Annotated in this window: 11 protein-coding genes; 8 read left to right on the top strand and 3 right to left on the bottom strand. The window is 62.9% G+C overall.

The genetic code is table 11. The features are described from left to right. The first annotated feature begins 76 nt into the window (after positions 1 to 76). Both JXQ94_RS00180 and JXQ94_RS00175 read left to right on the top strand, forming a co-directional pair. Positions 77 to 1,465 carry an MFS transporter gene (locus JXQ94_RS00180; RefSeq protein ID WP_421921815.1) on the top strand — a complete coding sequence of 463 codons (1,389 nt, stop codon included), beginning with the start codon at positions 77 to 79 and terminating at the stop codon, positions 1,463 to 1,465. Between the two features lie 78 nt (positions 1,466 to 1,543). Beyond that, a complete protein-coding gene (locus JXQ94_RS00175) occupies positions 1,544 to 3,331 on the top strand; it encodes a hybrid sensor histidine kinase/response regulator (protein WP_421921814.1) in 1,788 nt (595 codons plus the stop codon). A gap of 12 nt (positions 3,332 to 3,343) precedes the next feature. On the opposite strand, the gene JXQ94_RS00170 is transcribed toward JXQ94_RS00175, so the two are convergent. Then, entirely contained in the window at positions 3,344 to 4,000 is a 657-nt protein-coding gene (locus JXQ94_RS00170) for a response regulator transcription factor (protein ID WP_421921813.1), read from the bottom strand. 126 nt (positions 4,001 to 4,126) lie between these two features. Beyond that, the gene (locus JXQ94_RS00165; protein WP_421921812.1) at positions 4,127 to 4,447 is read right to left on the bottom strand and encodes a hypothetical protein; all 321 of its coding nucleotides are present in this window, start codon (positions 4,445 to 4,447) and stop codon (positions 4,127 to 4,129) included. A gap of 173 nt (positions 4,448 to 4,620) precedes the next feature. Between JXQ94_RS00165 and JXQ94_RS00160 the strand changes: the two genes are divergently transcribed. From JXQ94_RS00160 to mobA, 6 genes are all read left to right on the top strand, one after another. Next, positions 4,621 to 7,272 carry a M10 family metallopeptidase C-terminal domain-containing protein gene (locus JXQ94_RS00160; RefSeq protein WP_421921811.1) on the top strand — a complete coding sequence of 884 codons (2,652 nt, stop codon included), beginning with the start codon at positions 4,621 to 4,623 and terminating at the stop codon, positions 7,270 to 7,272. A 149-nt stretch (positions 7,273 to 7,421) separates the two neighbouring features. After that, a complete protein-coding gene (locus tag JXQ94_RS00155) occupies positions 7,422 to 7,898 on the top strand; it encodes an NAD(P)H-dependent oxidoreductase subunit E (protein WP_421921810.1) in 477 nt (158 codons plus the stop codon). Next, positions 7,895 to 9,430 (top strand): NADH-ubiquinone oxidoreductase-F iron-sulfur binding region domain-containing protein, encoded by a 1,536-nt coding sequence (locus JXQ94_RS00150; protein WP_421921809.1) that lies wholly within the window; start codon positions 7,895 to 7,897, stop codon positions 9,428 to 9,430. The genes JXQ94_RS00155 and JXQ94_RS00150 overlap by 4 nt, the downstream gene beginning before the upstream one ends. A 9-nt stretch (positions 9,431 to 9,439) precedes the next feature. Then, on the top strand, positions 9,440 to 12,295 hold the full coding sequence (gene fdhF / locus JXQ94_RS00145; RefSeq protein WP_421921808.1) for a formate dehydrogenase subunit alpha: 2,856 nt from the start codon (positions 9,440 to 9,442) through the stop codon (positions 12,293 to 12,295). Next, positions 12,270 to 13,085, top strand: coding sequence for a formate dehydrogenase accessory sulfurtransferase FdhD (gene fdhD, locus JXQ94_RS00140; protein ID WP_421921807.1), 816 nt, complete (start codon positions 12,270 to 12,272; stop codon positions 13,083 to 13,085). Before fdhF ends, fdhD begins: the two co-directional genes overlap by 26 nt. Further along, positions 13,082 to 13,645, top strand: a complete 564-nt coding sequence (gene mobA, locus JXQ94_RS00135) for a molybdenum cofactor guanylyltransferase (protein ID WP_421921806.1) — start codon at positions 13,082 to 13,084, stop codon at positions 13,643 to 13,645. Before fdhD ends, mobA begins: the two co-directional genes overlap by 4 nt. Before the next feature lies 1 nt (position 13,646). Here mobA and JXQ94_RS00130 read toward each other — a convergent pair whose 3' ends face one another. Beyond that, on the bottom strand, positions 13,647 to 15,818 hold the full coding sequence (locus JXQ94_RS00130) for a DUF6055 domain-containing protein (protein WP_421921805.1): 2,172 nt from the start codon (positions 15,816 to 15,818) through the stop codon (positions 13,647 to 13,649). Positions 15,819 to 15,902: the final 84 nt, after the last annotated feature.

The following is a 15,902-nucleotide window of genomic DNA, read 5'->3' as shown; positions in this document are numbered from 1 at the left end:
CGAAATGGCGAACCGGGCCGCCTGTCGACACCGGACCTCGCATCGACGACCCGCTCCCTGACCACAGGACATGTCCGTGCCCGAATCCACAACCAATCCCGCGGCTCCGCCCTCAATCGGCCTAGGCCAGCGCATGGGTTACGGAATAGGCGATTTCGCCTTCGTCGCGCTTTGGCAGGCTTGCGCGCTCTTCCTGCTCTACTTCTATACCGACGTGCTGGGCCTGCCGCCCATGCTGGCGGGTCTGATCTATCTGGTCGGTATGGCCTGGGACGCAGTGTCTGACCCGATCGTGTCGACATGGTCGGAACGACGCGCCCATCGCGGAGCGGGATACGGACGCCAGATACTGGTCGCTGCACTGCCGGCAGGCATCGCCTTTGCCCTGGTCTTCACCAATCCCTTCAATGACATGTTGGCCATGACGGGTTGGGCCCTGTTCACTCACCTTCTCTTCCGCACCGCCTTCACCTTCGCCAGCATGCCGTACAACGCGCTGCCGGCACGTTTGACCACGGACGGTGATGAACGCAGCGCCCTGTCAGCCATCCGCGTCATATTCGCCGCCCTGGGTGGGCTGATGACCGCCATACTCCTGCCGGTCCTGGTCGCCGGCGCAGGCGAGGATGCCGTCCGCACGGGACATGCCTTGGCCGCCATTGCCCTGGGCGCCCTGTCGGCGCTGGTACTCGGCATTTGTGCCATCACCATGCGCAAGGCACCGCCCCTGCCCGCCGAAGCAAAGCCGCACAGGGGGACCGCCGGATTGGCCGGATTATGGTTGGCGACACGCGATAACCGCCCCCTGCAGGGCTTGTTGACCCTCATGGCTTTGGCAACTGTCGGCTACGGCCTTTTCACGCAATCTCTCATCTACCTCGTCAATCATGTTCTGGTACGGCCAGATCTGGAGATGGTGGCGCTCGCAACACCGGTTCTGGTGATCATGCTCGCGGCCCCGGTCTGGATGATGATCGCCGCCCGGACCTCCAAGCGACACGCGCTCATCGGTGGTCTTGCAATGGCAGCGACCGGCTACGTCATCCTCGCGCTGACGCCGTCCTCGCAGGCAGTCATGGCGATTGTGGCGATCGCGATCAGCGGGGTCGGCAATGCCGCTATCCCGGTGATGTTCTGGTCCATGCTCGCGGATGTTGTCGACTTCGGACACGCCAAGTCCGGTCGACGTGTCGAGACACGAATTTTCGGCCTGACGACCTTCGTTCAAAAGGCGGCGGCCGGCTTTGCCGCCCTGTGCGCGGGCGGCGTACTGGCGCTTAGCCAGTACACGCCCGAAGCGATGTCGCCGGAAGCATTGACGGCGATACGCGCCCTTTCCAGCTGGCTCCCTGCGGTCCTGACCATCGCCATGATCGGCGTCATCTGGCGCTACCCGCTTGATCGGTCTGCCCATCATGACGCCCTTGAGCGGATCGCAGCGGCGGCCACCCGTACGGGCGGTTGAGCGGCTGCGGGCGCGATGGCAGATTACGGGCAAGGTGGCCGCTCGGAGCCGCCAGCACCGCCTGGAGCCCAAGCCCGGATGACCGACGCTGGCACCTCAACGTCAGATGACGGCCCGGAAGCCTCCGGGCTGAGCGCTGACCTCCAGGACATACGCCTCGATCAGGCGCGGCTTCTCCTGGCCCGGACGCGCATGTCCTGCCTGATCATTGGCGGTGTCATTCTTTACCTCACCGTTCTCATCGTGCTGACCGGAGATTTCCGCTTTGCGGCGGGCTGGCTTGCGGCGGCGGGGGGCATGGTCGGTGTGGTCTTTGCCTATCCGCGCCTGGTTGCGCCCGGCGGCGTCAATCTGACCAATTACCGCCGCTACCTGACCGGCCATATTTTCATCTCCGGACTAACGGGCCTGGTCTGGGCGAGCTTCGCCATCGCCTTTCTGGACGACACGTCGCTGCTCAACCTTTTCATTGCCATCAACATGGTGTTCGCGATCACTGTCGGCGGCATGATGCCAAGCGCGGAGTACCGACCCACATTCATCGCGCTGGCCAGCGCCACCCTGCTTCCCTTCACCAGCTACTGGTTGGTGACAGTGGAAGGGCCACTCCGGCTGATCGGCGTCGGATTGCTGATTTACTACGGCTTTGGCCTGCTGGTTAGCGCGCGGGCAGAAATCCAGACGCAGACCCTGCTGGCGGCCGAACGAAATCGCGAACTGACGCGACGACTTCAAGAGCAGAATGCGCTTGTTGAGCGGGTCAGCGCGGAGAAGTCCCGCTTCCTCGCTGCCACCAGCCATGATCTCGCCCAGCCTCTCCAGGCGCAGGGTTTCTTCATCGGCGCGATGCGCAGAACGTTGCGTCAAGCCGAACAGCTGGAACTGCTCGACAAGATCGAAGCGTGTTGGAGCAGTCAGCAGCAATTGCTTCAGGCGCTGGTTGAAACCGCGCGTCTGGATAGTGGCGCCATCGTCGCGAAACCACGGCCCTTCGCGCTGGAGACAATCCTGCAGGGTCTGGAACAGGAATTCGCGGAGCCGGCCCGTGGACACGCCCTCACACTGGAAACCCGGATCGAGGCCGCCATTGTCGACAATGATCCCCTTCTGTTGGCGCGAATCCTGCGGAACCTGCTCTCGAATGCCGTGAAATTCACCCCGCCCGGGGGCCAAATCCGGCTTGTCTCGCGCCGTGATGGCGCGGACATGCTCATTGAAGTCAGCGATAACGGGCCGGGCATCCCCTCCGATGAGGTGGACCGGGTATTCGACGAATACGTCCAACTGGCCGCACCGGTCGATGGTGGCGAGAGCGGGCTCGGGCTCGGACTGCCAATCGTGCGTCAACTCGCCAGCAAGTTGGGCGCGGAGCTGGAATTCCACTCGGCCAGCGGTGAAGGCACGCGCGCGCGTCTCCGGATTGCTCGTGCGCCAGCCGACCTGGTGCTGGCCGAAAACCCTGCCCGGCTGGACCGTGTGACCGGGACGCCGCTGGTTGTTCTGGTCGAGGACGATGCGGCAATCCGGGACTCCCTCGCCATCGTTTTGACGGACTGGAGTTGCCGCGTCGTTGCGGCGGAGTCGGGCGAGGAAGCCGTGAATCTGCTGTCATGGGCGACATCAGAACCTGCGCTGCTGATTGTAGACAAGCGCCTGGCCAACGGGGAAGACGGGTTGGAAACCATTACCGCCCTTCGCGCTGAACTGGCTGCGGACACACCAGCCATTTTGCTGACCGGCGACATCTATCAGTTCGAGAAACTGGCGGGCCTTGCGGATGTCACCGTCATCACCAAACCTGCAGATCCCGTACGCGTCCAAAGTGTGCTTCTCGAGATACTGGCGCGGGCCCCCAGTCTCGAGTAAGCCGCGCCGGGATCAGATCAGGCCGAGGGCCTGGGCCTTGCGAACGCAGGCGGTGCGAGTGTGAGTTCCCAGCGCCTCGAATACCGCCCGCAAATGGGACTTCACCGTATTCTCGCTGATATCCAGCTTCGCAGCGATCGCCTTGTTGGTCTCTCCCTTGCCGATCAGATGGAGAATTTCCGTCTGGCGTGGCGCGAGGGTCGGGACGCCGCCAACCAAGGCCGCCAGGTCAGGGTCATGGGCATCCGTCAGATCCGATTCACGCCCGTCCTGCTCGATGAAGCATGTCTTGCCGGCAAGCAGGGCATCTGCCGCCTCAACGAGAACCGCCGTGTCGGCGGACTTGTGCACGAATCCGCGCGCGCCCAGGGAACGCATTTCGGCGATTGGCGGTTCTGATCCGATGCCGGAAAGGACGAGAACCGGCGCGCGGAACCGGCGATCGCGCATCGCGGCGAGCACTGCCAACCCATTCATGCTGCGCATCACCAGATCGAGAATGACCAGGTCAAAGCTCTGACCGGCTTCGAGGTCCTCGAGAAAGGCAACAGGTGCATCATAGGTGCACACATCGTAGTCCGGGCGCAGTGAGCCCAGCAGGACGGCAAACCCGTCCACGAACATGCGATGATCATCAATCAGCGCGATCCGGCAGCCGCGCGCACTCATGCTCCCGACCCGGAGCGGCAGGCGCAGCACGTCACGATGTTGGTAGCCCTCTTCCCCATGACGGCAAGCTAAGTGAGGCCGCTCATCGGCTCAAGCGCTTGTTGCCGGGCCTGGCACACGCCGCCGCTATTCCTGAAACCCGAACATTTCCATAAGCTCGGCGCGCGTAAACCGCTCCGGTTCCGGCGCTGAACCGGGCATGCGTCGCCCGGTAGCCCGCTCATAGATGCCCGGCTCGATTTCGACATAGAAGGGCCGGTCCTGGGCCCCCATCTCCTGCAGGTGCGCGAGATACTCATCCAGGCTGGTAAAGCCACGGCCTTGAGCATGCGGCAGGTCGTAAACCGGATCAGGCATGTTTTCGGGGGCCCCCGTGGTATTCGGCCCTGTGACGGGCGCGCAGGCGATTAGCGTCAGAGCCGCAACAAGAACCAGGAATGTCGGCACCGTATGGGTCTCCTCGGATCGCGTCAGGCCCCATGCTGAATATCTAACAAACTCATCCGTCATTGGCACTCAAAACTTGGTGCGTTCGGCAACCGAATGATAGTAGTCTTTCCCAAATATTGCGGCAGGGTCCCACCGACCCTGCCGGCACATGCTTAAAGGGAGGAACCGGGATGTGCGTTCTGTGCAGGCATTCGAGCGGGCGGGGCACCACGACCGAGGACGGCACGAATCCACTTCATGGCGCGATTGACGGCGCGGGCTTTGCCGCCGCCTTCGCCATGAATGCATTCTCGGATCGGGGTTTCTCGATCGAGAAGGGTTCGCCGCCACCGCTCGTTCCCGGCCTCGACACACCCATGGCGGACACGATTGCAGGTGATGCCAGCACGACAGCCACGCTCACAGTCGGCAACACGTTGAATAGCGCAATCGATACCTCGGGCGATCATGACTGGGTGGCGATCGACCTGGTTGCCGGTGAGAGCTATGCCTTTGCGTTGACCGGCGTTGGACCCTTCGGTCTAAGCGACCCGAAGCTGCATCTGCGTGATTCCGACGGCAATATTCTTACCACGAATGATGATGGCGGGCCGGGACTGAACTCCCTGATCAATTTCACCGCAACCGAGACCGGCACCTATTATCTGGACGCCCATGCCTACTCTACCGAAACCGGCAATTACACACTCGGCGCCGAAGAGGTCGAGCCCCCGAGCCTTCTGGATTCTCTGGATTGGGGCACCCAAGTCGCCGGTTCATCCTTGACGGTCTATTTCGCCACGACCGGTGAGACCTATGACGGCGAAACTGCCAGCTCCAACTGGAGCGCTGCCGAAAAGGCGGCCGCCATGGCTGCCTTTGGCGTGTTCGCCGATGTCGCCAACATCACGTTCGCCGAAACGGGCAACCAGGGCAGCGCCACCTTCACGCTCGTGAAGTCAGATCTGGGCAGCGACACGCTTGGCTATTTCAACCCGCCGGGGACCGTCAATGCAGGGGTCGGCGTATTCAATGATTCCCATAGCACATGGACCAATGCCAGCCTGCAACCCGGGGGCTATGCCTTTGTCACAATGATCCACGAAATTGGACACGGGCTTGGCCTCGCTCACCCTCATGACACAGGCGGCGTATCCGTCGTCATGAACGGCGTCACGGGTTCGTTCAACAGCTATGGCGACAACGACCTGAACCAGGGCATATTCACGACCATGTCCTATAATGACGGCTGGGCGACGGGTCCCAATGGACTCAGCGGCGGCAATAATTTCGGTTGGCAAGGCACGCTCGGCCCGCTCGACATCGCTCTGATCCAGGAAAAATACGGCATCAACGCAAGCCACAATGCCGGCTCGACCGTCTATCAGCTCTTCACCGGAAACAGTGCCGGCACAATGTACCAGGCCATCTGGGACACGGGCGGCGACGACACGATTGCCTATTCCGGCAGCGCTGCTGCCGTGATCGACCTGCGCGCGGCCAGCATCACCTACGCTGCTGGCGGAGGCGGTTTCGTCTCCTACGTCACCGGGGTGATCGGCGGCTTCACCATCGCTGAGGGCGTTGTGATCGAAAACGCAACGGGCGGCAGCGGAAACGACACGCTGACCGGCAATGACAGCGATAATGTGTTCACCGGCAATGCGGGCAACGACACCATCAACGGCCGTGGCGGCTCGGATACCGCGATCTATTCCGGGGCTGAGACCGACTACAATGTCACCGTAAATGGTGGCACCACCACCGTGGTTGATTTGCGCGCCGGATCACCGGACGGAACCGACACGCTGACCAATATAGAGACCATTACCTTCCAAGGCGGTAGTGGCGGCGGTGGCGGCGGCGGCAATCCGCTGGAGGGGGATGACGGCGACGACCGTATTCTGGGCACCAATAGCGACGATGTGATCACCGGCAATGGCGGCAATGATGTCCTGCGCGGCCTCGGTGGCAACGACACCATTTATGGCGGTGACGGCGCGGATAACCTGCGTGGCGACGACGGCGACGACCTCCTGTATGGCGGCAATGATCGTGACCGCATGGTCGGCGGGGATGGCAATGACATCCTGCGTGGACAGGGCGGCGACGACGCGATGAAGGGCGAGGCCGGGAATGACCGGGTCTTCGGCGATGACGGCAATGACCTCGTTATCGGCGGCACAGGTAATGACATCCTGCGCGGCGACGGAGGGGATGACCGCCTGTTCGGCCAGAATGACAATGACCGCATGACCGGTGGTGCCGGCAATGACACGCTGAACGGCGGAAATGGGATCGATAGTGCCTATTTCTCGGGCGATTATGCTGATTACGCCGTGCGCTACTTGGCCAATGGTCGCGTCCGCATAACTGACCAGAGAACGGACAGCCCGGACGGTTCTGACGTTCTGATCGACATGGAAACACTGCGCTTCGCGGACGGAACGGTCGAGATTGATGGCGGCGCCTTCACCTTCACACCGTCGTCCGCCGAACCCGTGTCCCTGCTGGCCGCTGCGGCGCGCCAGATGCCGGGCATGTCCTGGACACAGCTCAGCGAGCAGGACGGCAATTCGATCGGCCGTCTGACGGGCTCGGACCTGGCCGATCTCGATTTCGGCAACGGCACCATCGTGCACTTTTCCGAGGCCGACGCAGCGGACAAGGTGCTCACACCGCTGGTGAGCGATGTCATTCCTGCCTCGGAAGGCATCGAGGCGATCCGTATGGCCGGGCCAGTGACCCGACCACCGGAGCTCTCACTGCTCGACGGGTTCGACCCTTGGCAGGAGATGCCCATTCCGACCTGCCTTGCCGACGACTCACCTGAAGGTCTCTAGACTGGCCGGGAGTCGGCTGACCGACTCCCAGCCACCCCTGGTCCAGCAAGGCCTGTCGATTGATCCCATCGGCGATTTGGGAAGTGCGGCATAACACGTCATAATGCCCGGTAACAAAAAACAGTTTTCGGGGAGTCCGGCGTCAGATTATGCCCATGTTGATCGATACGATCGATGATGCCTCCGCCCGTGCCGCTTGTGCACGCGCGGCCAACCGCCCTGATGCGCTGATCGAAATCCTGCACGATGTCCAGCGCACCTCCGGCTTCGTCGGCGACCGCGCCATTGCCACCATCGCCGACGCGCTCAATCTGAGCCGCGCCGAGGTCTTGGGCGTGCTCAGCTTCTACCATGATTTCCGCCGCCAGCCCGGCCCCCGCCATATACTCAAGCTCTGCCGCGCCGAGGCGTGTCAGGCAGTGGGAGGCGAAGCCCTTGCCAACCGGCTGGAAGCGGCGCTCGCGTCCGCAGCAGACAGGATTGAGATCCGCTCGGTCTATTGCCTTGGCAATTGTGCCCTCGGACCTGCCGCACTTCTGGATGACCGGCCGATCGGGCGCCTTGATCCAGACGCCCTGATCGATGAATTGACGGCCAATGGCGCCCTGCCGGGAGACGTGGAATGATCGGATTGCCCGACCGCATCTATATTCCGGGCGACTCGGCCGCCCGCTCGGTCGGCGCAGACGCGGTTGCGGACGCTTTTGCGGCGGCCCTGCCCGACAATTGCGAGATCGTGCGCAATGGTTCACGGGGCCTGTTCTGGCTTGAGCCATTGGTCGAGATCGAACGCGATGGCGTGCGCCTGGGCTTCGGTCCGGTCACACCGGACGATGTCGCCGACCTGGTGAACATCGGTTTTCCTGACACCGGCCACAAGCTGGCCCTTGGTCCGGTCGAGGACATCCCGCAACTCGCCCGGCAGCAGAGGCTGATTTTTGTGCGCTGCGGACTGGCCGACCCGTTGGACCTCGAGGCCTATGCGAAGGGTGGCGGGCTGAGTGGGCTGGAAACCGCCCGCGGGCTTTCACCGGATGCCATCATCGAACAGGTCCGGACATCGGGCCTGCGCGGCCGCGGCGGGGCCGGCTTCCCCGCCGGGATCAAATGGGAAACCGCGCGCAAATCGTCGGGCGAGCGCAAATATCTGTGCTGCAATGCCGATGAGGGCGATAGCGGCACCTATGCAGACCGTTTGCTCATGGAGGGTGATCCCTTCACCCTGATCGAAGGCATGTGCATCGCGGCGCGTGCGATTGGTGCCTGCCACGGTCTGGTCTATCTGCGCTCGGAATACCCCGACGCCATCCGCACGCTCAAACAAGCGATCACACTGTGGCGCGAGGCCGGCCACTTTCGGGACCTGGTCGATGGCGCCGATGTCGACATCGAAGTCCGCACCGGCGCCGGTGCCTATATCTGCGGCGAAGAGTCCTCAATGCTCAACAGCCTCGAGGGCAAGCGCGGAGAGGTTCGAGCCAAACCCCCCATCCCGGCGATTTCCGGCCTGTTCGGCCAACCGACCATCGTCAACAATGTCCTCACGCTGGGCAGCGTGCCCTGGGTTCTCGCGCATGGTGGCGAGGCCTATCGCGATTTCGGCACGGGTCGATCACGCGGAACGCAGGCCTTTCAACTGGCTGGTGATATCGCGAGGGGGGCGCTCATCGAACTCGCTTTCGGTGTCTCCCTGCGCAGCCTCATTGAGGACTTTGGGGGCGGCACCCGGTCCGGCCGTCCGTTGCGCGCCGTCCAGGTGGGCGGCCCGCTCGGGGCTTATCTGCGCGAAGCCGATCTCGACGTCGCCATGGATTACGAAGCCCTGGCGGAGATTGGCGGCATGCTGGGACATGGCGGCATCGTCGTGTTCAACGACCGCGTCGACATGGCGCGCCAGGCCCGGTTTGCGATGGAGTTCTGCGCCATCGAGTCCTGCGGAAAGTGTACGCCTTGCCGGGTCGGTGCCACGCGCGGCCGCGAGACGCTGGACAGGATTATCGCCGGCGATGAGATCGAGGCCAATCTCGATCTCCTGCAGGATTTGTGTGAGCTGATGACTGACGGCTCGCTGTGCGCGATGGGCGGCCTGACGCCCATGCCTGTGCGCAGTGCGATAGAGCGCTTTCCCGAAGACTTCACCCGTCTGGCCGCCGAGTAGGACCCCGCCATGCCCCTGGACAAGGAGATCGATTTCGGAACCCCGGCGCCGCGCGGGAGCGAGACAACCGTCACGCTCGAAATCGACGGTTTCGAGACCACGGCTCCCGAAGGCACGAGTATCATGCGGGCCGCGATGTCACTGGGCACGCAAATCCCCAAACTCTGCGCGACCGACTCCCTGAATGCCTACGGGTCCTGCCGACTCTGTCTGGTCGAGATCGAGGGCAAGCGCGGCACGCCCGCCTCCTGCACCACCCCGGTGGAGGCGGGCATGAAAGTGGCCACTCAAACCGACCGCCTCGCCCGCCTGCGTCGCGGGGTGATGGAGCTCTACATATCCGACCACCCGCTTGACTGTCTGACCTGTTCCGACAATGGCGATTGCGAGCTTCAGGACATGGCGGGCGCGGTCGGCCTGCGCGATGTCCGCTACGGGTTTGCCGGTGAGAATCATGGCGGGCAGGCCAAGGACATCTCCAACCCCTATTTCGACTTCGAACCGTCCAAATGCATTGTCTGTTCGCGTTGCGTGCGTGCGTGTGACGAAGTTCAGGGAACCCTCGCCCTGACGGTTGAGGGCCGGGGTTTCGACTCGCATATCGCGGTTGGCGGACCTGATTTTTTCAACTCTGAATGCGTCTCCTGCGGGGCCTGCGTCCAGGCCTGCCCCACGGCCACGCTGCAAGAGAAAGCCGTTGTCGAACATGGCGTGCCGGATCGGTCCGTGAAGACGACCTGCGCCTATTGCGGCGTCGGCTGCTCTTTCAAGGCCGAGCTGAAAGGAGACCAGGTCATCCGCATGGTGCCGGACAAGGACGGCAAGGCCAATCATGGCCATTCCTGCGTCAAGGGCCGCTTCGCCTGGGGTTATGCCTCCCATGCCGACCGCATCACCAAGCCGATGATCCGCGACTCGCTCGATCAGCCCTGGCGCGAAGTCGGCTGGGATGAGGCAATCGGCTTTGCCGCAGATCGGTTCAAGGCGGTTCAGGCCGAACACGGCCGCAAGTCGATCGGGGCCATCTCGTCCTCACGCTGCACGATCGAGGAAGTCTGGCTGGTCCAGAAAATGGTCCGAACCGCCTTCTCCAACAATAATATCGATACCTGTGCCCGGGTCTGCCATTCACCCACCGGCTACGGCTTGAAACAGACTTACGGAACCTCAGCTGGCACCCAGGATTTCGACAGCGTCGAAGACGCCGATGTGATCCTGCTTATCGGCGCCAATCCGACCGACGCCCACCCGGTTTTCGCCTCGCAAATGAAGCGTCGGCTGCGTGCTGGAGCCAAACTCATCGTGGCCGATCCACGCGCCATCGACCTGGTGCGCACGCCCCATGTCGCGGCGGCGCATCATCTGGCGCTTCAGCCCGGCACCAATGTCGCCCTGGTCAACGCCTTTGCCCATGTCGCGGCCATGGAAGGCCTGCTGGACGATCGCTTTATTGCTGAACGCTGCGAAGTCGATTCGTTCGATGATTGGCTCGCCTTCATCAAGGACAAGACCAATTCACCGGAAAGTGCGGCGTCAATCACCGGCGTCCCGGCCGATGATATCCGGGCTGCCGCACGCCTGTATGCCAAGGGTGGCGCGGCGGCGATCTATTACGGACTCGGTGTCACAGAGCACAGCCAGGGCTCGACCATGGTCATGGGCATGGCCAACCTCGCCATGGCCACCGGCAATATCGGGCGACGCGGGGTCGGCGTGAACCCGTTGCGCGGCCAGAACAACGTCCAGGGATCCTGCGATATGGGCTCCTTCCCGCACGAGTTTCCCGGCTATCGCCATGTCAGCGATGACGCCACACGCGCCATTTTCGAAGCCGCCTGGGCACACAAGCAAGACGCAGAGCCCGGCCTGCGCATTCCCAATATGTTCGACGAAGCCTGCGCTGGAAATTTCCGTGGACTCTATGTCCAGGGCGAGGACATTGCCCAGTCCGATCCAAATACCCAGCATGTCGAAGCGGCGCTGACAGCGCTCGATATTCTCGTTGTCCAGGACCTCTTCCTGAATGAGACGGCCCGCTTCGCCCATGTCTTTCTGCCCGGCACGTCCTTCCTCGAGAAGGATGGTTGTTTCATCAATGCCGAACGCCGCATCAATCGGGTTCGCCCGGCGGTCCGCAACAAGACCGGCATGGATGAGTGGGCCGTGACGCAGGCGCTGACCGAAGCGATGGGCTATGCGGTGAAGTCCTTTGCCACAAGCGCGGAGATCATGGACGAGATCGCTGCCCTGACCCCGACATTTGCCGACGTGTCCCACGCCCGCCTGGATCGCGAGGGCAGCGTGCAATGGCCGTGCAATGAGGACGCGCCACAGGGCACGCCGATCATGCATGTCGACGGATTTGTGCGCGGCAAGGGGAATTTCGTGGTCACCGAATTTGTCCCGACGACCGAACGCGCCAATCGCAAATTCCCGCTTATCCTGACCACGGGCCGCATTCTCAGCCAGTACAATGTCGGCGCCCAGTCGCGCCGCACGGAGAATTCGCGCTGGCATGACGAGGATGTGCTGGAATTGCACCCCAGCGATGCGGAGACACGCGGCATCCAGAACGCACAATGGGTGTCTGTCCGCTCCCGCAAGGGCGAGATCACATTGCGTGCCCGAATCTCCGAACGCATGGCGCCGGGCGTTGTCTACACGACCTTCCATCACCCGGAGACGGGCGCCAATGTGATCACGACCGAGAATGCCGACTGGGCGACCAGCTGCCCGGAATACAAGGTGACGGCCGTCGAAGTGAGCCCGGCCAATCATCGCTCGGCGTGGCAGGAAGCCCATGCCGAACAGACGGCGCCGAGCCGGAGAATCCAGCGAGATGATCGTGTCGAACCGGCCGAATAGCGGGCCTGTGATCACCGAACAGGGCGCCGCCGCAGCCGCGGCAACCGACATCGTCCTGGCCGATGGCGCCGAATGGGCTGTGCCCGAGGAAGTTCCGGTGGCCTTCGTCTACAACCGGCGCAATCACGCCGTCATGCTCGCCACGCCTGATAATCTTGCCGATTTCGCTATCGGGTTCTCGCTCGCGGAGGAGATCATCCGCCATCCCGGCGAAATCGAGGCCATCGAGATCGTGCATCGAGAGGTCGGAATTGACCTGCACATCTCGCTCAATGCAGACCGACTGGAACGCTTTGACCTCATACAGCGCCGCCGCACCTTGCCGGGCCGGGCCGGATGCGGCCTGTGTGGGCTGGACAACACTGAGAGCCTGACCAGACCATTGCCGCCGATCGCTGACCAAGCGGTCGAGCTCAGCCCGGAAGCGCTGGCCGTCGCCATGGCCGCCCTGCCTGACTGGCAGCCCCTCAACGCCCGGACCCGCTCGGTTCATGCCGCCGCTTGGGCGAATTCCAAGGGAGAGGTGCTGGCCGCCCGCGAGGATGTCGGTCGTCACAACGCCCTCGACAAATTGGTCGGTGCATTGGTCCGTGACGGACGGGACACGGCCGACGGCTTCGTGGTCATGTCCAGCCGCTGTTCCTATGAATTGGTGGAGAAGGCCGCGCGCGCCGGACTGCCGGCGATTGCGACCCTGTCCGCGCCCACCGCCTTTGCCATACGCAAAGCCCGGGAAGCCCGCATCGCGCTGTATGCGCGAAGCGGCGGACACTTCGTCCGGGTCCCATGAGGCGCACCGGCCTCATCCTCGCGGGCGGTCAGGCCCGACGCATGGGCGGCATCGACAAGGCGTCAGCGGTCCTGAACGGTCGGCCCCTCATCCAGCATGTCCTGGAGCGCCTGACACCGCAGGTCGACCAGGTCCTGATATCCGGTCGCTCGGATTATGGAAGCGGTCTGACGGTTCTGGCCGACAGGACTGACGGCCCCGCCGGGCCTGCCGCAGGCCTTCATGCCGCCGCGAAGCACCTGGCCGAGGTCCCGGATTGTGTTCTGATTACCGTCCCGGTAGACGCGCCATTTCTTGCTCCGGATCTGGTCGAACGCCTGTGTGCCGGACCGCTACCAGCCATCGCGCATGCAGGCGGGCGACTGCAACCGGCCTTCTCGGCCTGGAGACCGGCCGACGTCGCGGCCCAGCTGACGCACAGCCCGGCCGGCGCCGGTCTGGCCCTCATTCAATTGGCCCGGAACGCCAACGCCCGAACCGTCGCATTCGACGGTCCGGGCGCATTTCTCAATATCAATTCAGCCGAAGACCTGGCCGCGGCTGAAGCGGATGTGGGCTGATCTAGCCCGGCGCCGAGAAATGCGGCGCATCGAACTGATAAGCGGGTTGCGGCGGGGTTGAGGTGGACGACGTCACATCGAGCGAATAGCCCGTACCCGAACACACACCCGGCGCTTCCGGCATGGTACGGCGGAAAACCATCAGGGCGGAATGGTCATAGCCGGTCGTATCGACCGTACCGCCACGCCCCAGCGGGGTGACATCGACCACACCATCACGATGCCCCAGTGCGACCAGCTCAAGCCCGTCATCACCGCTCAACTCGAACCCAAAACGTCCGTCCATTTCGAGCGCGATATAGTTCGCTCCGAGCTGTTCCAGCCCGCCTTTGGACATCCAGCCACGCTCACTATCCATGCTGTGCTGGATGTACACCGTATCGGTGAACATCGGCGCGAGATCATATGCCATGGCGTAATTCTGGGCCCGCCAACGCTGGATCACGTCCGGAATGGTTGTCCCGACCCGCTCAAGTGAAGCCGACATGGTGTCGAAACCATCCAGCGTGACGCTGTTTTCCCACATCTCGACGATGAGCCCCTCGCCATAACTGTCGGCAATCGACTGCAACAGTGTCCATTGGGCGTAGTCAAACCCGCTCTCGCTCGTCGTCCAACAGACTTCCGGCGCGGCATAATCGGTCGCGACATAGTCCGTCGCGTCCTGGTCGCTGCCGACTGTGGTGGTCTCGGTCCAGGAGGCCGTCGCCTCATAGAGCCAGTCCAGACCCTCTTCGGAGTCATAGCCGAACTGGATGACGTGGTTGAATTCGTGCGTCGCCGTGGCCCGCATCAGGCTGTGAACCGACGCCGTCTTGCCCATGCCGACAAAGTCATTGTCGACCACAAAGACGGTCCGTGCCGCGGAGGTCTCGCGAACATCACCCGTATGCACATTGTCGAAAACAATCTGGACCGGATAGGTCACACCCATGGAGCCATCCGCATCGGCGACGAAGGCTGTATAGCGCCCGTCATCATCGCGGACCGGTTCGGCCCAACCAATGCGCGAGACCTGCTCATCCAGCATGGACTGTAGCGTGACCCCTACGGATTCGGCGTATTCCGTGGAGGACGCATCGACCCCTTCGAGCGTATAGTGAACCCGGAAATCTTCGGTTTCGATGACCAGTTCCGGACCGCTCAGGGCGACCCTGTTTTCCAGCAGGTCCTGCAATGTGTCGACGACGGTGGCGTCCACAAAGGACAGTTCGAGGCGATAGTCGCCGCTGCTCTCGCCACTGCGATAGCGTCGGAGCTCAAGCGTATAGCTGGCATCTTCCGGCGCCGTGAAGGCGATCGCGGAATTGAGCGAGCCATCGCCGCGATCATCATTGAGCGCAACCGGGAATCCGTCTTCGCCGACAAGGCGCAGCACGGTATCGAGATCGCCGCTGAGCGCCTCCGCCAGCACCATGACGGTCTGACCGGCTTCAAGCTCAAGCGGATAATCGAATTCGGTGTCGCGACCGGCGATCATGCCGGCTTGTTCGGCGAACACATCACGCTCGATCGAGTCGAAATCAAAGGGCACTTCCGCGTTCGGGTCGGTCGCAATGGACAGAACCAGATCACCCTCGCCCGCGTCCGCATAGGAGCCGAGAACCACGCGATAGTCGCCAGGCTGCTCGGCCTGGAAAACCAGTTGCGAGTTCAGACTGCCATCACCGCGATCATCATTCTGGGCGACCACCTCACCACGTGCGTCCAGCAGGGCCAGCGTCGTGTCGAGATCGGCTGTGAGGGCATAGGTGGTGACCACCAGGATGTCCTCGCCCGCAAGGCTGACCGGATAGCTGACCTCGCGGCGGCGGGCATCCAGCGTGACCCGCTCTTCAACCATGGTGCGGGACTCACTCGTCAGGCCGAAATCAAGCCCGCCGGCGATGCTCAGTTCGAAACCGCCTGTTGCGCCGCCATAACCGGTCACGACTGCGGAGTAATCGCCGCTCGCCTCGACAACGTAGATGATCTGGGACGTCAGGTCGCCCGGGCTGCGGTCGTCATTTTCTGCCACGGTACGCCCATCCGGCCCGACGAGCTCGAGAACGGTGTCGAGACGGTCCGCAGACGACGTCGACAAGGTGACGAGCTGTCCGGCCTCAAGCGAGATTTCGGTGACCGCTCGCGGCTCGACTTCCGTCACCTCTCCGGCGAATGTGCGGTCATCCACTTCTTGCGCCAGGGCGCCCCCAGCCAGACATACGAATGCACCCAAAACATAACCGACGCGCACAGACACCTCCCGAATATGGCT

It is taken from the genome of Maricaulis maris, assembly GCF_049116555.1.
GTDB lineage: Bacteria > Pseudomonadota > Alphaproteobacteria > Caulobacterales > Maricaulaceae > Maricaulis > Maricaulis maris_C.
Note: the sequence above shows the minus strand (reverse complement) of the source record. Positions and strands in the feature narration are given on the sequence as shown.